The sequence below is a fragment of the Polaribacter sejongensis genome, assembly GCF_038024065.1.
GTDB classification, from domain to species: domain Bacteria; phylum Bacteroidota; class Bacteroidia; order Flavobacteriales; family Flavobacteriaceae; genus Polaribacter; species Polaribacter sejongensis.
Genome location: NZ_CP150667.1, coordinates 3,270,948 through 3,292,558, shown reverse-complemented (window position 1 = coordinate 3,292,558; position 21,611 = coordinate 3,270,948). Strand labels below are relative to the sequence as shown.

General features: G+C 29.4%; 22 protein-coding genes. 8 read left to right on the top strand and 14 right to left on the bottom strand.

The features are described from left to right. Positions 1–8: 8 nt before the first annotated feature. Positions 9–881, bottom strand: a complete 873-nt coding sequence (locus WHD08_RS13700; protein ID WP_165731806.1) for an AraC family transcriptional regulator — start codon at positions 879–881, stop codon at positions 9–11. A gap of 208 nt (positions 882–1,089) precedes the next feature. Between WHD08_RS13700 and WHD08_RS13695 the strand changes: the two genes are divergently transcribed. The 5 genes from WHD08_RS13695 to WHD08_RS13675 all read left to right on the top strand — a co-directional run bounded on the left by WHD08_RS13695 (position 1,090) and on the right by WHD08_RS13675 (position 5,052). After that, on the top strand, positions 1,090–1,656 hold the full coding sequence (locus WHD08_RS13695) for a hypothetical protein (protein ID WP_208890443.1): 567 nt from the start codon (positions 1,090–1,092) through the stop codon (positions 1,654–1,656). 266 nt (positions 1,657–1,922) lie between these two features. Then, positions 1,923–2,501 (top strand): hypothetical protein, encoded by a 579-nt coding sequence (locus WHD08_RS13690; RefSeq protein WP_340832793.1) that lies wholly within the window; start codon positions 1,923–1,925, stop codon positions 2,499–2,501. Between the two features lie 269 nt (positions 2,502–2,770). Beyond that, positions 2,771–3,349 (top strand): hypothetical protein, encoded by a 579-nt coding sequence (locus WHD08_RS13685; RefSeq protein ID WP_340832792.1) that lies wholly within the window; start codon positions 2,771–2,773, stop codon positions 3,347–3,349. A gap of 255 nt (positions 3,350–3,604) precedes the next feature. Beyond that, positions 3,605–4,189, top strand: a complete 585-nt coding sequence (locus WHD08_RS13680) for a hypothetical protein (RefSeq protein ID WP_208890445.1) — start codon at positions 3,605–3,607, stop codon at positions 4,187–4,189. A gap of 278 nt (positions 4,190–4,467) precedes the next feature. Then, positions 4,468–5,052: a hypothetical protein gene (locus tag WHD08_RS13675; RefSeq protein WP_208890446.1), complete on the top strand. Its 585-nt coding sequence runs from the start codon at positions 4,468–4,470 to the stop codon at positions 5,050–5,052. 89 nt (positions 5,053–5,141) lie between these two features. Here the strand turns inward: WHD08_RS13675 and WHD08_RS13670 are convergent, their stop codons facing one another. The 12 genes from WHD08_RS13670 to rplU form a co-directional block, all read right to left on the bottom strand. Continuing rightward, positions 5,142–5,915 (bottom strand): enoyl-CoA hydratase/isomerase family protein, encoded by a 774-nt coding sequence (locus WHD08_RS13670; RefSeq protein WP_208890447.1) that lies wholly within the window; start codon positions 5,913–5,915, stop codon positions 5,142–5,144. Between the two features lie 49 nt (positions 5,916–5,964). Then, positions 5,965–7,374 carry a sensor histidine kinase gene (locus tag WHD08_RS13665; RefSeq protein WP_208891180.1) on the bottom strand — a complete coding sequence of 470 codons (1,410 nt, stop codon included), beginning with the start codon at positions 7,372–7,374 and terminating at the stop codon, positions 5,965–5,967. A 50-nt stretch (positions 7,375–7,424) separates the two neighbouring features. Continuing rightward, the gene (locus WHD08_RS13660; RefSeq protein ID WP_208890448.1) at positions 7,425–7,889 is read right to left on the bottom strand and encodes a hypothetical protein; all 465 of its coding nucleotides are present in this window, start codon (positions 7,887–7,889) and stop codon (positions 7,425–7,427) included. 43 nt (positions 7,890–7,932) lie between these two features. Beyond that, the gene (locus tag WHD08_RS13655) at positions 7,933–9,036 is read right to left on the bottom strand and encodes an NTP transferase domain-containing protein (RefSeq protein ID WP_208890449.1); all 1,104 of its coding nucleotides are present in this window, start codon (positions 9,034–9,036) and stop codon (positions 7,933–7,935) included. A 203-nt stretch (positions 9,037–9,239) separates the two neighbouring features. Then, entirely contained in the window at positions 9,240–9,713 is a 474-nt protein-coding gene (gene moaC / locus WHD08_RS13650; protein ID WP_208890450.1) for a cyclic pyranopterin monophosphate synthase MoaC, read from the bottom strand. Further along, positions 9,713–10,972 (bottom strand): molybdopterin molybdotransferase MoeA, encoded by a 1,260-nt coding sequence (locus tag WHD08_RS13645; protein WP_208890451.1) that lies wholly within the window; start codon positions 10,970–10,972, stop codon positions 9,713–9,715. Before WHD08_RS13645 ends, moaC begins: the two co-directional genes overlap by 1 nt. Before the next feature lie 91 nt (positions 10,973–11,063). Next, positions 11,064–12,056 carry a GTP 3',8-cyclase MoaA gene (moaA, locus tag WHD08_RS13640; RefSeq protein ID WP_208890452.1) on the bottom strand — a complete coding sequence of 331 codons (993 nt, stop codon included), beginning with the start codon at positions 12,054–12,056 and terminating at the stop codon, positions 11,064–11,066. Further along, the gene (locus tag WHD08_RS13635) at positions 12,057–12,470 is read right to left on the bottom strand and encodes a DUF6691 family protein (RefSeq protein WP_165731796.1); all 414 of its coding nucleotides are present in this window, start codon (positions 12,468–12,470) and stop codon (positions 12,057–12,059) included. 2 nt (positions 12,471–12,472) lie between these two features. Beyond that, complete coding sequence (locus tag WHD08_RS13630) at positions 12,473–13,030, bottom strand: YeeE/YedE family protein (protein WP_208890453.1); 558 nt, start codon at positions 13,028–13,030, stop codon at positions 12,473–12,475. A gap of 2 nt (positions 13,031–13,032) precedes the next feature. Further along, positions 13,033–14,265, bottom strand: a complete 1,233-nt coding sequence (locus WHD08_RS13625; protein ID WP_208890454.1) for a 3-deoxy-D-manno-octulosonic acid transferase — start codon at positions 14,263–14,265, stop codon at positions 13,033–13,035. A gap of 469 nt (positions 14,266–14,734) precedes the next feature. Continuing rightward, a complete protein-coding gene (gene rpmA / locus WHD08_RS13620) occupies positions 14,735–14,995 on the bottom strand; it encodes a 50S ribosomal protein L27 (protein WP_036782547.1) in 261 nt (86 codons plus the stop codon). Positions 14,996–15,035: 40 nt separating this feature from the next. After that, positions 15,036–15,659, bottom strand: coding sequence for a 50S ribosomal protein L21 (rplU, locus tag WHD08_RS13615; protein WP_208890455.1), 624 nt, complete (start codon positions 15,657–15,659; stop codon positions 15,036–15,038). A 266-nt stretch (positions 15,660–15,925) separates the two neighbouring features. Here rplU and WHD08_RS13610 point away from each other — a divergent pair, with 266 nt between their 5' ends. The 3 genes from WHD08_RS13610 (at position 15,926) to WHD08_RS13600 (ending at position 19,937) form a co-directional block, all read left to right on the top strand. Next, on the top strand, positions 15,926–17,236 hold the full coding sequence (locus WHD08_RS13610; protein ID WP_208890456.1) for a M16 family metallopeptidase: 1,311 nt from the start codon (positions 15,926–15,928) through the stop codon (positions 17,234–17,236). Between the two features lie 23 nt (positions 17,237–17,259). After that, complete coding sequence (locus tag WHD08_RS13605) at positions 17,260–19,308, top strand: M16 family metallopeptidase (RefSeq protein WP_208890457.1); 2,049 nt, start codon at positions 17,260–17,262, stop codon at positions 19,306–19,308. Between the two features lie 140 nt (positions 19,309–19,448). Continuing rightward, complete coding sequence (locus WHD08_RS13600) at positions 19,449–19,937, top strand: cation transporter (RefSeq protein WP_208890458.1); 489 nt, start codon at positions 19,449–19,451, stop codon at positions 19,935–19,937. Positions 19,938–20,010: 73 nt separating this feature from the next. On the opposite strand, the gene WHD08_RS13595 is transcribed toward WHD08_RS13600, so the two are convergent. Further along, positions 20,011–21,552 (bottom strand): glycine--tRNA ligase, encoded by a 1,542-nt coding sequence (locus tag WHD08_RS13595; RefSeq protein WP_208890459.1) that lies wholly within the window; start codon positions 21,550–21,552, stop codon positions 20,011–20,013. Positions 21,553–21,611 lie beyond the last annotated feature (59 nt).

The window sequence follows — 21,611 nt, the reverse complement described above, 5'->3', positions numbered from 1 at the left end:
TAAAATGCTTAATTCTGAATTAAACTCATCATTTCACTTCTATATTTTGAAGCTGATTTCCCTGTAAATTCTTTAAATAATTTATTAAAGTGAGAAAAGTTATTAAAACCACATTCAAAACAAATATCTGTAATACTCGTTTGGCTTTCAGATAACAATTTAGTTGCATGTACAACTCTATATTCATTTACCAACTTAGTAAACGTTCTTCCTGTTGTTTTCTTAAAAAATCTACAAAACGCAGGAACCGTCATACTTACAAGATCAGAAATTTCATCTAAACTAATATGTTGATTAAAGTTTTCGTTTATATGTTTAAAGATTACATCTATTTTACTACTGTCTTGTGGCTGCGTCTCAAAAGCATAACCATCTGCATTCAATAAAGTATAATCGTCTGATTTAGAAAGTGTGTGTAAAATTTCTAACAAAATCAAAACTTGTTTAAAACCCTCTTTTTCAGATAATTTTTCAATTTTTGGACCTAATTTTTGTTTTGTTTTTACACCAAAAAGAATTCCTTTTTTAGCTTTTTCAAATAAAATACTAATAGGTTTCATTTCTGGAACTTCAAAAAACTCATTTCCTAAAAAATCTGGTTTAAATTGTACCAAGGTTTCAGAACCATTTGTTGTTAGCCTATCTGTAAAACCATTATGTGGCAAATTAGAACCTATTAATAATAACTGACTATTATTAAAGTAAGACAAATGATTACCAATATGTCTTTTACCCTTTCCCTTATTCACATAAACTAATTCGATTTCTGGGTGAAAATGCCAGAATGCTTTTATTTGTTTCAAAAACTCTGTGTGTTTTTTTACAAGTATTGAGCTTCCAAAATCTGGACTAATTTTTTCTAAAGTAGGTTTAACGTTCATAAATAGTACTATTTAACGGCAAATTTACGACACTTAACACTAAAAAGCTGTATAAAATTAACAAAATTATAGACTAAATTATCTTTACTTTCTTTTAACATAAAAATAACAGTTAATCTACTACATAAACCTACCAATTTAGATGTTTTCTAAACAGAATTGCTACCATAAATTTGCAGTGTTATTAATCATATAAATGACAAATAAAATGAAGAAAATTATATTAGTTGCTTTAATGTTCGGAACATTAATTAGTTATGCAAACGAAAACATCAATACTGAAGACGCAAAGAAAACTGTAAAGGTTGAATTTAATAATGTAAAAAAAGGTCAGACTTTAACTATTAAAAATAGTAACGGTTTAACTGTTTATAATAATGAAATTCAAAATTCTGGAGACTATTCTAAAACATTTGATTTTTCTGCTTTAGAAAACGGGATCTACTCTGCTGAGTTAAATAAAGACTTCGAAATTGTTATTAAACAATTTTATGTAGAAAATGGATTGGTAACATTTTTAAACAATAAAGATGAAAAAATATTTAAACCAATCATTAGAACGGAAGGTGAATTATTATTAGTATCAAAAATTAATTTTAACAATGAACCTTTAAAAGTTACTCTTTATTATAATGATGAAGCTGTACTTTCTGAAACCTTATCTGGGGACAAAATTTTAAAAAGAGTTTACAAATTGTCTCAAAAAGAAACTGGTATTTATAAAGTAATTGTTAGTTCTGATGAAAGAACTTATTCAAAAGAATTTAATATATAAAAATTTAGTTAATTGTTTCGTCAAATTACTGCTATAGTTTGATGGTAAAAGCGAGTCCAAAAGGACTCGCTTTTTATGTTTATAAACATCTAGACAAAACCTTTATTGCATAAATTAACACAAACATATACTATATTAACATATTAAAATCCACCAAATAAACACGCTTGTTAATATAACACACAAAAACACCAATTACGATGTTTTCTAAACAAAATTGCTGTCATAAATTTGCAGTGTTATTAATCATATAAATGATATATAAAATGAAAATAAAGAAAATTATATTAGTTGCTTTAATGTTCGGAACATTAATAACTAACGCAAACGAAAAAGACAATACCAATTATAAAGACGCAAAGAAAACTGTTAAGGTTGAATTTAATAATGTAAAAAAAGGTCAGACTTTAACTATTAAAAATAGTAACGGTTTAACTGTTTACAATAATGAAATTCAAAATTCTGGAGACTATTCTAAAACATTTGATTTTTCTGCTTTAGAAAACGGGATCTACTCTGCTGAATTAAATAAAGACTTCGAAATTGTTATTAAACAATTTTATGTTGAAAATGGATTGGTTACATTTTTAAATAATAAAGATGAAAAAATATTTAAACCGATCATTAGAACTGAAGGTGATTTATTATTAGTATCAAAAATTAATTTTAACAACGAACCTTTAAAAGTTACTCTTTATTATAATGATGAAGTTGTACTTTCTGAAACCATATCTGGAGACAAACTTTTAAAAAGAGTTTACAAATTATCTGAAAAGGAAGTTGGTGCTTATAAAGTAGTTGTTAGTTCTGATGAAAGAACTTATTCAAAAGAATTTAATATATAAAAATTTAGTTAATTGTTTCGTCAAATTACTGCTATAGTTTGATGGTAAAAGCGAGTCCAAAAGGACTCGCTTTTTATATTTATAAACATCTAGACTAAAAATATTTATTGTATAAAATTAACACAAACATATACTATATTAACACACTAAAATTCAACAAATAAACATACTTGTTAATATAACACATAAAAACACCAATTACGATGTTTTCTAAACAAAATTGCTGTCATAAATTTGCAGTGTTATTAATCATATAAATGACATATAAAATGAAAATAAATAAAATTATATTAGTTGCTTTAATGTTCGGAACATTAATAACTAGCGCAAACGAAAAAGACAATACCAATTATAAAGAAGCAAAGAAAACTGTTAAGGTTGAATTTAATAATGTAAAAAAAGGTCAGACTTTAACTATTAAAAATAGTAACGGTTTAACTGTTTATAATAATGAAATTAAAAATTCTGGAGACTATTCTAGAACATTTGATTTTTCTGCTTTAGAAAATGGGATCTACTCTGCTGAATTAAATAAAGACTTCGAAATTGTTATTAAACAATTTTATGTTGAAAATGGATTGGTTACATTTTTAAATAATAAAGATGAAAAAATATTTAAACCGATCATTAGAACTGAAGGTGATTTATTATTAGTATCAAAAATTAATTTTAACAACGAACCTTTAAAAGTTACTCTTTATTATAATGATGAAGTTGTACTTTCTGAAACCATATCTGGAGACAGACTTTTAAAAAGAGTTTACAAATTATCTGAAAAGGAAGTTGGTGCTTATAAAGTAGTTGTTAGTTCTGATGAAAGAACTTATTCAAAGGAATTTAATATATAAAAATTTAGTTAATTGTTTCGTCAAATTACTGCTATAGTTTGATGGTAAAAGCGAGTCCAAAAGGACTCGATTTTTATTTGTAAATACTTTTTGATAAAAATAAGATTAACATAAATATACTCTATATTAACTTAACAATTAATTAACATTAATTAATACTGGTAAAATAACATATAATCATACCAATTATGATGTTTTTAGAACTTAACTACCAACGTACCTTTGTAGTGTTACTAACCATTAAATAAGAAAAAAATGAAAACAATAATCAAAACAATTTTAGTAGTAACATTAATGTTTGGAACATTAATTAGTTACGCAAACGACAACAAGGAATCTACTAATGCAGTAGCTGTAAAAAGAGTTAAAGTTGAGTATAAAGCCGTAAAAAAGGGGAATGCTTTAACGATTAAAAATGAATATGGAATAACAATATATAAACAAGTATTACAAAGTTCTGGAAACTATACTAAAACTTTCGATTTAACGAATTTAGAGGATGGTTTATACACAACTGAACTAGAAAAAGACTTCGAAATTATTGTTAAAAAACTAGAGGTTAAAGATGGTTTTGTTACTTTTTATAAGGACGAAAATGAAATAATTTTTAAACCAGTAATTAGAACCGAAGGAAATTTGGTTATGATTTCTAAAATTGAATTTGAAGAAAAACCTTTAAATGTAACTTTATACTACCAAAATAACATTATCCTTTCTGATGAAGTAAGTGGTGAAAAAGTATTAAATAGAGTTTACAAATTATCTGAATTTGAAAAAGGAACATACAAGGTTGTTGTAAACACCAATGACAGAACTTACGTAAAAAATTTTACAATATAAAAATTTAGTTAATTGTTTCGTTAAATTACTGCTATAATTTAATGATAAAAAGCGAGTCCAAATGGACTCGCTTTTTTTGTATAAAATGTTCTCTATAGTTATAATACCAATTATATAACATTATAGATAATTAGCATTAATGTATACTGTATTAACTACTTTAAAATACTTAAATATATTTAATGATAATTTAGAACATAAAGTTACCAATTATGATGTTTTTAGAACTTAACTACCACCATACCTTTGTAGTGTTACTAACCATTAAATAAGAAAAAATGAGAACAACAATCAAAACAATTTTAGTAGTAACATTAATGTTTGGAACATTAATTAGTTACGCAAACGACAACAAGGAATCTACTAATGCAGTAGCTGTAAAAAGAGTTAAAGTTGAATACAAAGCCGTAAAAAAAGGAAATGCTTTAACTATTATAAATGAATACGGAATAACAATATATAAACAAGTATTACAAAGTTCTGGAAACTATGCTAAAACTTTCGATCTAACAAATCTAGAAGACGGCTTGTACAGAACAGAACTAGAAAAAGACTTCGAAATTATTGTTAAGAAATTTGAGGTAAAAGATGGTTTTGTTACTTTTTTTGAAGAAAAAGATGAAATAATTTTTAAACCTGTAATTAGAACAGAAGGAGATTTAATCTTAATTTCTAAAATAGCGTTTAACAATAAGCCTTTAGAAGTAACTTTATATTTCAACGATGCTATTATTCTTTCTGAGAAAGTAGAAGGTAAAGAACTTATAAACAGGATTTACAAGTTATCCGAAGAAGAAAAAGGAACGTATAAGGTTGTCATATTTACAGATAACAGGTCTTATGAAGAAAACTTCAGAATTTAAAAAACAGTAAATTTCATCATCAATCTACTGCCATACTTTGATGCTTAAAGCGAGTCTAATTTAGACTCGCTTTTTTTTTATAACTATCTCTAAAAATTTGGTTTTCTTTTATTTAAAAATGCATCAGTACCTTCTATAAAATCATCTGTTCCAAAACACTCTCCAAATTCATCTACTTCAACATCAAAACCATTAACACCATCTTCAAAACCTGCATTAACAGCTCTAATGGCTGCGCTAATAGCTAACGATGAATTTCTTATAATCTTACTTGCAATCTTTTCGGCTAATGGCAATAACTCCTCTTGGGTAGTAACATGATTCACCAAACCATATTCTTTTGCCTCATCCGCAGAAATCATACCTGCAGTCATAATCATTTCCATTGCTTTTCCTTTCCCCACTAATTGTGGCAAACGCTGTGTACCTCCATAACCAGGTATAACCCCTAAAGATACTTCTGGCAAGCCCATTTTTGCATTATCAGATGCTATTCTAAAATGACAAGACATCGCCAACTCTAATCCACCACCTAAAGCAAAACCATTTACGGCTGCAATAACAGGTGTAGATAAATTTTCTACATAATCGAATAAAGTATCGTGCCCTAATTTAGATAATCGGGTTCCTTCATCTACAGAAAAATCTGCAAATTCAGAGATATCTGCTCCTGCAACAAAAGCTTTCTCTCCGCTACCCGTTAAAATAATTGCCCTAATATTAGTATCATCTTCTAATCCTTCAAAAGCTTCATTCAATTCTATAATTGTTGCCTTATTAAGAGCATTTAATTTTTTGGGTCTGTTGATTGTTATTTGAGCCAAACTATCTTTTTTCTCAACTAAAATATTCTCGAATTTCATTTTTTATAAATTTAGTTGCCTATTCTTCACATTCAAGGCAATGATTAAATTAACTTTTGGCTAAGATAACTGTAAAAACAGTTCCTAATCCTTCTTTAGAAGTAAAAGAAATGGTTCCTTTATAAGCTTCAATAATATTTCTTATCATACCGAGACCTAATCCCATTCCACTAGATTTTGTAGTAAATTTAGGTTCAAAAATTAAATCTTTTAGGTCGTCAGAAATTCCCTTTCCATTATCAGAAACTGTAATCTTTATATTTAGATCTTCAGAAAAAACTTTTACTTCAATTAAAGGGTTTTCCTCAACATTTACGGCCTGAATTGCATTTTTAACTAAGTTTGTAATCACTCTAATTAATTGCGTTTTATCTAAATTAGCGTGCAGTTCTTTTTCTTGCGGATAGTATTTTATATATCGCTCTGAAAAAATATCTAAAGCAAACTTTACAACGCTAATTACATCTAATTGTTCTTTCTTTTGAGTTGGCATTTTAGCAAAATCAGAAAAAGCAGATGCTATAGAACTCATAACATCTATCTGCTGAATTAAAGTCTGGCTAAATTCTTTTAACTTCTCTTTTGCTTTTTCGTCTGTAGGATCAAATCTTCGCTCAAAACTTTGCACTGTTAAGCGCATTGGAGTCAATGGATTTTTAATTTCATGCGCTACTTGTTTTGCCATTTCTCTCCAAGCTTGTTCTCGCTCACTTTTAGCTAATTTAGCAGCACTTTCTCCCAATTCATCAATCATATGATTGTATGCTTCCACCAAAATTTCTATTTCTGAACTAGCCTTGTCTAAAATAATCTTTTCATTCCGTTTGTTTAAACGGGTTTGTTGCATTTTATCTGAAATGGTTTTTATAGACCTAGTAATATAACTTGATAAGAAATATGCAATTGCAATTGCAATTAGAAACATTAATATATACACCACACCCAATCGCAACATAAACTCTCTCAGCTCATGCTCTATCTCCGAGTTATCTTGCGTAAACTGCAACTCAATAATACCGATTCTTTTAAATTTTGGATCATGTATAAACGAGAACGAAGATTGATAACCCGTTCCATTTTCTACACTTGTTTTTAATATTTTATGATTAGAATTTTGCGATAATTCTTTTAAAACATTTATCGGAAGCGGTTTTATATCTACTTTTTCAAAAGCATTTGCCGTAGAAGATTTTAGTAAATTCCCCTTTAAGTCGTAGAACGAGATATTTAATTTATTAATAGATGATATTTCAAAAATACGTTCTTGAAATATTTTAGCTAAATTTTCAGTATTTACTGGGTAGGTGGTTTTGTTTTTAAGCTCTAATTCTATAATTTCTTTGGTAGTGGCCTCTTTCCGCTCAAAACGTTGAATATTGTAGTCTTTTGTCTGTTCATCATACTGATAAATAGTAACCACCAAGATTAATACAGATGCCAATAACACCAATAAAATCATTGATAAAAAGATACGTATTCTTAAGGATATTTTTTTAAAACTCACCAAATCTAATCTAATTTAATTCTCTTTGTCTTCATGGTTAACAGGTCATCAAATTTTCCATCTTCATCCCAATCATACTTGCTTGTACCTATAAAACCTTCTGTAGTCCTTTCAATAAAGTAGCTTACTTTCTTATCTTTTCCTCCATAGTTAAAAGCTACTTTTAAAGAATCTTCCACTACATCCCACTCTCCAATAGCTTTAGATATTTGCTCTCCTTTTGTGTTTTTAAACCAAGCAGAAAAGGTACCATCATTATTATATTGAGATTGTGCTACTAATTCTGGATTATCATCAAATTTGTCTTCGTAAACTTGCAAAGAATCTGTATTATTAACCGTATACATTTCTATTTTTAGGTAAGTGGTTTCCCAATTATCTACCATAAATTCTTTTGTAGAAAGTTCTGGTGTACAACTAGCAAAAAGTATTCCGAAAAGAAGAATAAAAAAATAAGATTTTGTTTTCATAATAAAAGTGAGATTACATAAATTTAAACATTCTAATTTACAACTAATTTAGCTCTTTTTTAGCTTCATTAAACTCTTCCGGAGTATTTATATTTCTAATATAGTCATCATCAATTTCAACAATTTCTACATCAGAATTAATTAACATTTTACGCGGACAAGAATATCCTTGTGCTAAATATTGTAATAAAATAGCGTATGCTTTCGGCTCGTAAATAGTAATTAAAGGTTCCGGAAAATCTTTACCTTTCCCCTTAATTGCCGTTGCTGCCTTACTAGGATTTCTGTATTTTAAAACTAACTGAATAATTTCTTCATTTACAAAAGGAACATCTGTTGCCAACACAAACCAAGCTGAATTTGGATCTTTCTGAAAAGCAGAACAAATTCCGCCAAACGGACCTAAATTGATGAATTTATCTGAAATTTCATCTCCTTTTTCTGATGAATTCTGAACAGAATAAAAGGTTTCTAAAGCATTATTTTCTAACAATTCTTTTACAACTTCTTTCTGTGGTTTTCCAAAATAATCCAATTCAGATTTATCTTGACCCATTCTGGTACTTTTACCACCAACTAAAACCAAACCTTTTACAGGAGCTATTTTTTCTTGAATTAAATTATTGATGTGATTTGAAATCGCATCAATTTCATCAATAGTATAACAAGTAATATTTTTTATCTGTGGGTATTTCTCTTCTAAAAAGTTAAAATATTCAGTTTCTGATTTCAACTTAATTATAAATTGAATGCGATCTAACTGATCTAACCTTTTTAAAACAGAGACTTCTTTTGCCTCATCTAAAATTAGAATTTGTTTTGCTCCTTGATAATGATTTCCGTTGATAAAAACATAATCAAACTTGGCAAAATCTAATCGTTGTTGAAATTTATTGATATTTCCAGATGTGGTAATTTGTAGATTTCCTTCGTGATGAAACACATATTCTGACAAGTTATTCTTCACGACATCCTTAGCATGGGAAGCATCAAAATAAGCCAATTTATAATCTGATAAATTTTTAGAAACCTTGTGAACCAAATCTGAAATAACACCACAATTTGTACCCAAAATTGCAATTTCATTCGGAGCAAAATTATCGTTATCTCTTCTTTCAAGATTGGTATGTTTGCTGTGTTTTTTCATAATATTATTCTATTGTTTCTAAAGCAAGTGTCATTTAGAAATGAGCTTTTTAAGCGATTGAGAAATCTCATCATTTAGAACTCCAAAATTTTATAATTTTCATGTAATTCTCCATAAAGAAGAAATAACAGAACTTCTCAGAATTGGTTGCTCTATAAAATTAGATTCCTCAATCGACGAAAAGTCTCATTTCGGAATGACATTTAATTCTTAATATCAGATTTCCCTCCCGTTTTCTCTAACAATTTAACTTCTTTAATAACCATTTTCTGACTGATGCTTTTACACATATCATAAATAGTTAAACACGTTATGTTTGCTCCCGTTAAAGCCTCCATTTCAACACCAGTTTTACCCGTAATTGTAACTTCACAAAAGACTTCTATATTTTCTGAATCTATAATATTAATATCAATATCCACACCATTAATTAATAATGGATGGCACATTGGTATTAATTCTGAGGTCTTTTTTACACCTTGAATTCCAGCAATAATTGCCGTTTGAAAAACAGGTCCTTTTTTGGTAAATAACTCATCATTTGTAAAATGAGCAATTACTTCTTCTCCTAAAAACATGGTTGCCTTTGCAATTGCCGTTCTTTTGGTAATTTTCTTATCAGAAACATTTACCATTTTAGGATTGTTCTTTTCGTTTAAATGACTAAAATCGCTCATTATCTATATCTTATTATCGGAAAAACCTCTCCTTTTTTAAACTCTGTTTTATCATTTGGCAACTGAATAAAAGCATCTGTTTTTACCAAACTTGCTAAATCTCCAGAACCATTTCCAATAATTGGAGTCGCAATTAAATGCCCAAACCTCGAACTTAATTTTACTTGTAAAAAATACGTTAAATTAGGTTTAAAAGAAACATCAGCATTTAAAATTGCCGTTTCAGTTTCAGCCTTTATGTCTACAGATTTATAATACCAAGGATAAAAATAGGCTACACAATTTACAAAAGTAGAAATTGGATTCCCAGGAAATCCGAATACAATTGTGTTCTTTTTATATTTATCATTTGTCTGATTATCTGAATTTAAATTATTTTCATTAAGAAAAGATTTTCTTCCAAACCAGAATGGTTTTCCAGGTCTTTGTGCTACTTTATGAAACAGTTTTTCAACTCCTAATTCATCAAAAACTTCTGGCAAAAAGTCATATTTACCTTTACTTACAGCACCACTAAAAAGCAAAACATCATATTCTTGTAAGTAGTTTTCTATTTTTGATTTTAAAATTGGCTTATCATCTGTAATATGTGCGGTTTCTGATGGAATATTTAATCTTTCTAACAAAGACACTAATGTAAACACATTGCTTCTTCTTATTTGATGTTCTAGCGGAATTTCATCTACCCCAACCAATTCATCACCCGTAGAAACAATCATTACTTTTGATTGTTTTGCAACTTTTACTGTAGATTTCCCAACGGTAGCTAAAACACCAATTTCTGCTGCAGAAATTATTTTATTTTCTTCAATTAATACATCTCCTTTTTGTCCATCTTTTCCTTTCGAATGAACATTTTGGCCATCGTTAATTGCATCAATATTTATGGTTGCAACTCCGTTTTCTATTGTTACATCTTCGTATCGAATAACAGTATTTGCATTGTTTGGTAAAACAGCTCCAGTCATTACTTCAATACAATTTTCAGTGTTTTTAAGTGTAATTTGTTCACTTCCCGCAGCTTGAATTCCTTCTATTTTGAAACTTAACGGTCTCTTCGAGCGCAGTCGAGAAGTAAATGCAGAATAATCAATTGCAATTCCATCCATAGAAACTCTATTAAATGGAGGAAAATCTCTATCTGCAAAAATTTCTTCCTTTAAAATTCTACCAACAGATTTTATAAACGGAATTTCTTCAACTCCAAAATCTTGATATGAATTTAAAACGGTTTGCAAAGCTTCTTCTACTGAAATCATATTTTAAAAACGTGTAATTGTTTATTTGTTTAATCGTGTAATTGTAACGCTCTGTTTTAAACAATTAAACACTTACACGATTACACTCTTTTTACCCTCCAATAGTACTCATACTCTCTGAAGCACCACCATCTTTTCTATTTGCTTCTGCTATAAAACCATTTTCTGGTTTCTGTTTTACCAAACCTAAAAATAGTTCTTTTAAATCGTCATTAGAAGCACCTTTTCTAATAAAATCTCTTAAATTAAAAACGCCATCATCAAACAAACAGTTTTTAAAAGTTCCGGTAGATGTTATTCTTATTCTATTACAATCGTTACAAATAGTTCTTGTAAAAGCAGGAATTATTCCGAAAGTTCCAACATGATTGTCTACTTTATAATTTCTAGAAGTTGATGATTTTTCTGATTGAATTTCATTAACATCAAACTCAGTTTTCACCTCGTTTAAAATCTTCTTAAAAGTCCAATTTTCTTTCATATCTCGTTGTCCTTTTCCATTAAAAGGCATTTCTTCTATAAAACGGACAGCAACATTTTTATCTTTTGTTAATCGTACAAAATCTACAATTTCATTTGTGTTAAAACCAGATTGTACAACTACATTTAGTTTTAAATTTAAACTACTTTTCTCTAGTAATTCAAAGGTTTTATAAACCTCTGGATACACATCTCTTCTAGTAATTTTCGCAAACTTTTCTCTATTTAAACTATCAATACTTAAATTGATATTTTTCACTTTTTCTAACTCCTCTATTTTAGAAATATGCTTAGAAATCATTGCACCATTTGTAGTAATATTTATGGCGTCTAACAAATCGTTATAAGACAACATTTCTAAAAAACCAACAAAATCTTTACGCACAAAAGGTTCTCCACCAGTTAAACGGACTTTATTCACCCCCAATTCGGTTAACACACGAATTAAACGATACATTTCTTTAAAAGTAAGTAATTCTTGTCTCGGAACAATATCTATACCATGCGCAGGCATACAATATTGGCAACGCAAATTACAACGATCTGTAACTGCTAGTCGCACATATTCCATTTGCCTACCAAAACCATCTACTAATTTGCTCATTTAATTGGGTAGTTTTTTACTTAAAACGCCATACAATAACGTTCCTAAAAGCGATCCGAACAACAAAATTAAAGCAGGAATTAATTCGAAACCAAGTATAACAAAAATTGGAGCTGCACAAGCACCAGAAATCCCCCAACCTAAACCAAAAAAGGTTCCTCCTAAAAGAGTTCTCACAAATCCTTTTTCTTTCGGTTTTGGTATTATTTTATTCCCGTGAATGTCCTTTATTTTTCCACTTTTAAAAAGTTGCATAAAAATCATAGAAATTACAACTGCTCCTCCAATTATTCCAAACATATGAAAAGATTGAAACTTAAACATTTCGTAAAATCGATACCAACTAATTGCTTGTGTTTTGCTTAAAACGATTGCGAAAAAGATTCCTAATATTAAAAATTTAATGTTTTTCATATCTAAAAAATTAAAGGAATTATAAACCAAGTAGCAATAATACCACCAATAAAAAACCCGATTACCGCCAATAAAGAAGGCAACTCTAAATTACTTAAACCTGTAATTGCGTGGCCAGAAGTACAACCGCCAGCATAACGAGTTCCAAAACCAATTAAAACTCCAGAAATAATTAAGATTAAAAATCCTTTTAAAGAGAAGACAACATCTTCACTAAAAATTTCATCAGGAAAATATTGATTTCCAACATTAGAAAAACCTAAATCTGTTAATTCTTGCACCGTTTTTGGGTTTAAATCTATTGCTTGATTTGGCGTTAAAAAATTTGCAGAAATAAAGCCACCAATAATTAAACCGACTACAAACATCAATGCAAAATCTCTGTCTTTCCAATCTTTCTTAAAATAATCCGATACTTTATCTGCACCAGCAATGGTGCATAAAGTTTCAAAATTTGTTGATGCCCCAAAATTTTTACCAAAGTAAAAATATAAGAGTAATGAAATTGCTATTAAAGGCCCACCAACATACCAAGCCCAAGGTTGTAATATAAAATCCATTATTAAATCTTCTCTTTTAAATAATTCATAATTAATTTTGTTGCTCCAAGGTTATCTTGAATATACCTCTTATTAATGACTCCTGTTAACTTTCTAAAGTTTTCATCATTTTTTAGACTGATAAAATTAGATGTAAATTCTTCTTGATTTGAAATTGAAATACAGCCACCTATTTTCACCAAATCTACCGCTTCTTTAAATTTGTCGTAATTATTACCAATCACAACAGGAATACCAAAAGTTGCAGGTTCTAATATATTATGTAAACCTGTTTTTAAACCTCCACCGACATAGGCTAAATCTGCTGCAGCATAAATCTTAGTTAAAATACCAATCGTATCAATAATAAAAACTTGGTATTCAGCGAGGTTTTTATCCGCTTTATCGGAAAATAAAACTGTTTTTTTGTTGATGGAATTCTGTAATTCTAAAATTGCATCGTGTTTAATATTATGTGGTGCAATAATAAACTTCTCATCTGCTGTTGCATTATTATTGATGTAATTTACCAACAACGCTTCATCTTCTTGCCAAGTACTTCCTGCAACAATTGTGTATTTACCATCTTTAAACTGATTGATAAAACCTAATACATTATCTTGTTCTAATATTTTAGAAACTCTATCAAAACGAGTATCACCAGCAATGGTAACGTTTTTAAAGTTGATAGATTCTAGTAATTCTTTAGATTTTTCGTCTTGCACAAAAAAATGATGAAAAGCTTTTAATGCGTCTCTCATAAAACCGCCATAACTCTTAAAGAACAATTGTTTTTCTCTTAAAATACCAGAAACTAAAATTGTAGGAATTTCTTTTGATTTTAATTCATTTAAAAGATTCGGCCAAAATTCATATTTTACAAAAACGGCAAATTTAGGATTTACAGTTTCTACAAATTTTCTTGCTTTTGCTTTAGAGTCTAAAGGTAAATAACAAATAACATCTGCTAAATTATAATCTTTTCTAATTTCATATCCCGAAGGAGAAAAAAAAGTGACTAAAATTTTATATGTTGGGTATTCTTTTTTAATTGATTCGATAATTGGCCTTGCTTGTTCAAACTCGCCTAAAGAAGCTGCATGAAACCAAATAACTTCTGAGTTCTTTAAGGCAGATATCTTAGAAAATGTTTCATTTCTACCAGATACAAAAAGTTTTATTTTTTTATTAAATAAAGCAATTATTGGCAGTAACAGAGCGGCAATAAAAACGACAAAGTTGTATAAAAATTTCATAGCCGTAAAAATACGAAATAGTAACAACTAAGCTTCTACATAATTAACTAGATAAAAAAAAAGCTACCCGAAGAGTAGCTTATTTTTATTTATGAAATTTAACTATTATTAATAACATTCATATTCCCCCGAAAAAAATGTTACAAGTAAATTAAATTTCATGGTTAAATATACAACAATAAAATGACTAGCAGTTGTAAACACCACAAAATACAGTTATAATAATCTAAAAAACACGTACTTACACCCATTCTCTATTACAACAACTTACTTTTATTCTTATTGTGAAATTTATTTAATAGGCTAGATATATACTGATTTATCACCTGAATTACCTTTCTTAAAATAGGAAATGATTCACTTTAGCAATCTAAAAAGTAATTAATTTACTAGTAATAATTTCTAAAAACAGAAACGCTCAAACATTTTCATGTTTGAGCGTTTCTAATAATTTTAAAACTTAAATAGACTAAGCTTCAAATGGAGTAATAGATACATAAGATCTGTTATCCTTTTTCTTACGGAATTCTACAACACCGTCAACTTTTGCATGTAAAGTATGATCTTTACCCATGTAAACGTTTTCTCCCGGATTGTGAGTTGTTCCTCTTTGACGAACAATAATGTTCCCTGCAATTGCAGCTTGTCCTCCAAATATTTTTACTCCTAGTCGTTTCGATTCTGATTCTCTACCATTCTTCGAACTACCTACACCTTTTTTATGTGCCATGTTATTGAGTTTTTATAGGTTAAAGTTAAATTTTTAGGAATTATTTTTCAATACCTCCGTCTAATCTATCTTGTAATTCTTTTAATTCATCCCACTTACCTTCTGCAGCTAAACCAGCTTGTTTAGGCCAAGTAGTTGTTACTAAATGAGATAATCTAGAACTAGCTTCAGTTAAGATTTCACTCAATTTTGCTGGATCTGCTTTTGCTACTTTTGCAAAAGTATCTAATCCTGCAGCTACTAAAGCTTCTGCAGCTTTAGGTCCTGCACCTTCAATTTTCTTTAAGTCATCTGCTTTAGCAGATTTCTTTGGAGCAGCTTTAGTTGCCTTAGGAGCAGCTTTTGTGCTACCAGAAGCAGCAATAGATTCGATAAGAATCTCGCTTAAAAATTGTCTGTGTCCGTTTTTCTTAATGTAACCTTTTCTTCTTTTCTTCTTGAAAACGATTACTTTATCACCTTTTAAGTGACTTAAAATTTGAGCTGTTACTGAAGCTCCTTCTATAGCTGGGGCGCCAATAGTTACATTACCTGCTTCATCAAGTAAAAGAACGTTATCAAAAGTAACTTTTGATCCTACTTCTCCTTGTAAACGGTGAACGTATACTTTTTGGTCTTTTGCAACTTTAAACTGCTGCCCTGCCATCTCTACGATTGCGTACATACTATTTGTTTTGCGTTTATTACTAATTATTTTGCATTATCCTAATGAAAATGCGGGTGCAAATATACATCTTTTTTACAACTAACCAATATTGTTTTTATAAATAATTTTATCAAAATCAGCACAATAAAAGAAATAACCTCCACTTTTTAAGTATATCTTTTTTTATTTTTGAAGTGTACACAAATTGTTTGACAAAAAGTGTAACAAATAAAACCTCCGAGCGTCAAACAGAATATCAATTAATAACTTATTAAATAAATTTTATGAAGAAAAGTATTTTATCTCTTACTTCTGCTTTTTTAGTCGCATTTTCTATAAATGCACAACAAGTAGAATTTGAAGAGTATGACTTAAGTAACGGAATGCACGTTATTTTACATCAAGACAAATCTGCACCCGTAGTTACTACGGCAGTAATGTACCATGTTGGTGCAAAAGACGAACAACCAGACAGAACTGGTATGGCTCACTTTTTTGAGCATTTGTTATTTGAAGGAACAGAAAATATTGATAAAGGAGAATGGTTTAAAATAGTTGCGGCAAATGGTGGAAAAAATAATGCCAATACAACTGATGATAGAACTTATTATTATGAAGTATTTCCTTCTAACAATCTAAAATTAGGTTTATGGATGGAGTCTGAACGTTTATTACATCCTATTATTGGTCAAGATGGTGTAGACACTCAAAACGAAGTTGTAAAAGAAGAGAAAAGATTAAGAGTAGATAACCAACCTTATTCTCGTTTTTTAGAATATGTAAAAAAAGAAATCTTTAAAAAACATCCATATAAAGGAACAACAATTGGAGAAATGCAACACTTAGATGATGCTACTTTAGAAGATTTTTTAGCATTTAACAAAAAATTCTATGTACCAAATAACGCTACTTTAGTGGTTGCAGGTGATATTGATGTTGCAAACGCAAAAAAATTGATTGAAGCTTATTTTGGTCCAATTCCTCGTGGAGCAGATTTAGAAAGAACAGTAATACAGGAAGAACCTATTACTTCTCCAATTGCAGCAAAAGGGTATGACCCTAATATTCAAATCCCAGCGATTATGACAGCGTACAGAACGCCATCTATGAAAACAAAAGATTCAAGAGTATTAGATATGATTTCTTCTTATTTAAGCACAGGAAAAAGTTCTGTACTATATAAAAAGTTAGTAGATACTAAAAAAATGGCATTACAAGCTGGTGCTATTAACTTAAGTCAAGAGGATTACGGAACGTATATTATTTTTGGCTTACCACAAGGTGAAACTAAATTAGCTGACATTGTTACAGAAATTGATGAAGAAATTGTAAAACTACAAACAGAATTAATTTCAGAAAAAACATACCAAAAACTTCAAAATCAATTCGAAAATCAATTTGTAAATTCTAACTCAAGTGTAGAAGGAATTGCAAACTCTTTAGCACGATACAATGTATTATACGGAGATACAAATTTAATTAATACAGAAATTGAGATTTATCGTTCTATTACTCGTGAAGATATTAGAGAAGTAGCTAAAAAATATCTAAACCCAAATCAAAGAGTAACTTTAGAGTATTTACCTAAAAAATAATTAACAAAAGACATACATATACAATGAAAAAACAGATAATATCACTTATCGCACTTATAGCAATGTCTTTTGCTACAACTGCGCAAATAGATAGAAGCCAACAACCTAAACCAGGACCAGCACCAAAGGTTCAATTAGGAAAATCAGAAAAATTTACTTTATCTAACGGACTACAAGTAATTATGGTAGAAAACCATAAATTACCAAGAGCGTCTGCTAATTTAACTATAGATAATAGACCTGTAGTAGAAGGAGATAAAGCTGGAGTTTCTACCATAATGGGAAGTTTATTAGGTAGAGGAACAGAAAACATTACCAAAGATGAATTTAACGAAAAAGTAGATTTCTTAGGAGCCGGAGTTAATTTTTATAGTTCTGGAGCTTCTGCAAGATCATTAACAAAATATTTTCCAGAAGTATTAGAATTGATGGCAGACGGAGTTAAAAACTCTCAATTTACTCAAGAAGAATTCGATAAAGAAATTAAAATAACTTTAGACGGATTAAAATCTGATGAAAAAAATGTTACTAGCACAGCCAGAAGAGTAGAAAGCGCTTTATTGTATGGTAAAAACCATCCCTACGGAGAGTTTATCGCTAAAGAAACTGTAAACAACATTACTTTAGAAGATGTTAAAAACAACTACAACACATATTACAAGCCTAATAACGCTTACTTAATAATTGTTGGAGACATCAACCCTAAAGAAACTAAGAAATTAGTAAAAAGTTTATTTAAAAAATGGAAAAAAAGTGATGTACCAGAAGTTGCTTTTACAAAACCAGAAAATGTTTCTAAAACAGAAATCAATTTTATCAATATGCCTAATGCAGTACAATCTGAAGTGGTAATTGCTAACAATATCGATTTAAAATTAGGTGACAAAGATTATTACGCAGCTTTATTAGCAAACAACATTCTTGGTGGTGGTGGAACCGCACGTTTATTTATGAATTTACGTGAAGACAAAGGTTATACTTACGGATCTTATTCTAGTGTTAGACAAAGTAAGGTAGCTGCAACTTTTAGAGCTTCTGCAAGTGTTCGTAACGTAGTCACAGACAGCTCTATAGTAGAAATTAAAAAGGAAATCGATAAAATTCGTGCTGAAAAAGTTACCGAAGAAGAATTAAAAAATGCAAAAGCACAATATGTTGGTAACTTTGTTATGGATGTACAAAAACCTGCAACTGCTGCTAGTTTTGCTTTAAATATTGCACGTTATAATTTACCAACAGATTTTTACGAAAACTATTTAACTAACATAAATGCAGTTACTGCAGAAGATGTTCAAAATGCAGCTTTAAAATACTTTAAAAGTGATGAAGCTCGTATAATTGTTACAGGTAAAGCGATTGATGTTTTAGATAATTTAGAAAAAACAGGATATACCATTAACTACTTTGATAAAAATGGAAATACTACTGAAAAGCCAGAAATGACTATAGCAATTCCAGAAGGAGTTACTGCAAGTTCTGTTATTGATTCTTACATTGATGCTATTGGAGGAGAAGATAAATTAATGGCAATTGAATCTGTTTCAATTACTTCTGCGGCAAAAGTACAAGGAATGGATATTTCTTTAGTAACAAAAACTGCTGCACCTAATAAAAGTGTTGTTATTGTTTCTGGGATGGGACAAGTTTTACAAAAAATGGTTTTTGATGGTGAAACTGGTTACCAAGAAGCACGAGGTAACAAAAAGGAAATGACAGCAGAAGAAATTACAAAATCAAAAGCTAAAAATACAATTATAGGAGAATTAGCATATAAAGAAGGAGAGCTTTTAAGAATTGAACCTTTAGAAGATAGCAAAGCTTACGTTATTAAATATGATGATAAAGAAATATTTTTTGATGTAAAATCTGGATTAAAATTACAAGAAGTTCAAGTTGTAAAAACTCCAGACGGAAAGGAAGTAAGAGTACCTTCTACTTTTTCTAATTACAAAGAAGTAAAGGGTGTTAAATTTCCATTTTCAATGGGACAAAAAATGGGTCCTATGGACATAAAATTTGAGGTAACAGAAATTAAAATTAACGAAGGTGTTACTGACGAAGATTTTAAATAAGCTACTTTAAAAAAGTATAAAAGGTTGAAAATTTCGGTTTTCAACCTTTTTTTATGTAAAATTAGTACAAAACTCTATAAATATTTAAATACCAACGCATTTATTGATAAATTTGTAAAATAATTTTATAACTTATAATAATGAAAATTCAAAAAATATTATTTTCTTTCGCACTTGCTTGTTTCCTTTTAATAGGATGTAAAAATGAAGTTAAAAAAGAAAAATTACCTGTACAGAAAGAGAACGTTTCTTTAGCTATTTCTGGTATGACTTGCGAAATTGGTTGTGCAAAAACGATTCAATCTAAATTATCTAAAAAGGAAGGTGTTATAGATGCAAAAGTTGTTTTTACAGACAGCATTGCAAACATTGCGTTTGATGCAAACACAACTTCTAAAGAAGATTTAGTTGCTTTTGTTAGCGGTATTGCTGGCGGAGAACTTTATAAAGCTTCTATTGCTCCTAAAAAAGTAGCACATACTTGTACAGAAGATTGTAAAGAAACTTGCCAGAATAAAACAACTGCTACAGAAACAGAGAAAGCTTGTTGCTCTGTTAATGAAGATGGAACAACATTTTGTAAAGAAGACTGTAAAATGGCTTGTTGTGCAGACAAAATAGCAGCATAACACTTATTTTAAAAGCAAAAAAAAAAAGCTGAATCTCAATTGAGATTCAGCTTTTTTTATCCTTAAACTTTAATTACATTTTCTGTAACCAAGTTTTAACTGCTACTTCTGCTTTAATAATTTCTTTTAAATCAGCTATTGCAACACGTTTTTGCTCCATAGTGTCTCTATGTCTTATAGTAACACATTTATCTTCTAAAGTGTCATGATCTACAGTAATACAAAATGGTGTTCCTGCTGCATCTTGTCTTCTATAACGTTTACCAACGGCATCTTTTTCATCGTAAAAAACGTTGAAATCCCATTTTAAATCGTCCATTATTTCACGCGCTACTTCTGGTAAACCATCCTTTTTAACTAAAGGAAAGATAGCTGCTTTAAAAGGCGCTAAAACTGCAGGTAATTTTAAAACAGTTCTTGTAGTTCCATTTTCTAACGCTTCCTCTTGTAAAGAGTTAGAGAAAACAGCTAAAAACATTCTATCTAAACCAATAGAAGTTTCTACAACATAAGGTGTGTAACTTTTATTTTCTTCGTGATCGAAATACTGTAATTTCTTACCAGAAAATTCTTCGTGTGCTTTTAAATCGAAATCTGTACGAGAGTGAATACCTTCTAATTCTTTAAATCCGAATGGGAAGTTAAACTCAATATCTGCTGCAGCATCTGCATAGTGAGCTAATTTATCGTGGTCATGAAAACGATAGTTCTCCGCTCCCATTCCTAAAGATAAATGCCATTTTAAACGCGTTTCTTTCCATTGATCGTACCATTCTTTTTGAGTTCCTGGTTTTACAAAAAATTGCATTTCCATTTGTTCAAACTCACGCATTCTAAAAATAAATTGTCTTGCAACAATTTCATTTCTAAAAGCCTTACCAGTTTGTGCAATTCCGAAAGGAATTTTCATTCTACCCGTTTTTTGCACGTTTAAGAAATTTACAAAAATTCCTTGTGCAGTTTCCGGACGCAAATATAAATCCATTGCAGTTTCTGCAGAAGCACCTAATTTGGTACCAAACATTAAATTAAACTGTTTTACATCAGTCCAATTTCTAGAACCTGTTAAAGGATCTGCAATTTCTAATTCTTCAATTAACAACTTTACATCGGCTAAGTCTTCTTTTTCTAGAGAAGACCCCATTCTAGCTAAAATTGTATTTATTTTTTCTTGATACCCAACAACTCTTCCGTTGGTAGCTAAAAATTCTTCTTTATTAAAAGCATCACCAAAACGTTTTTCTGCTTTAGCAACTTCTTTATTTATTTTACCTTCAATTTTAGCACAATATTCTTCAATTAAAACATCAGCTCTGTAACGTTTTTTAGAATCTTTGTTATCAATTAATGGATCGTTAAAAGCATCTACGTGTCCAGAAGCTTTCCAAGTTGTAGGATGCATTAATATAGAAGCATCTATACCTACAATGTTATCGTGCATTTGCACCATTGCTTTCCACCAATAATCTCTAATATTTTTCTTTAGCTCAACTCCGTTTTGAGCATAATCGTAAACCGCACTTAATCCGTCATAAATTTCAGAAGACTGAAAAACATAACCATATTCTTTAGCGTGCGATAATACTTTCTTAAATTGATCTTCTTGTTTTGCCATGCAGCAAAAATAAATTATTTATATCAATTTTTTATATATTAAAAATTACTTTTGTTAAA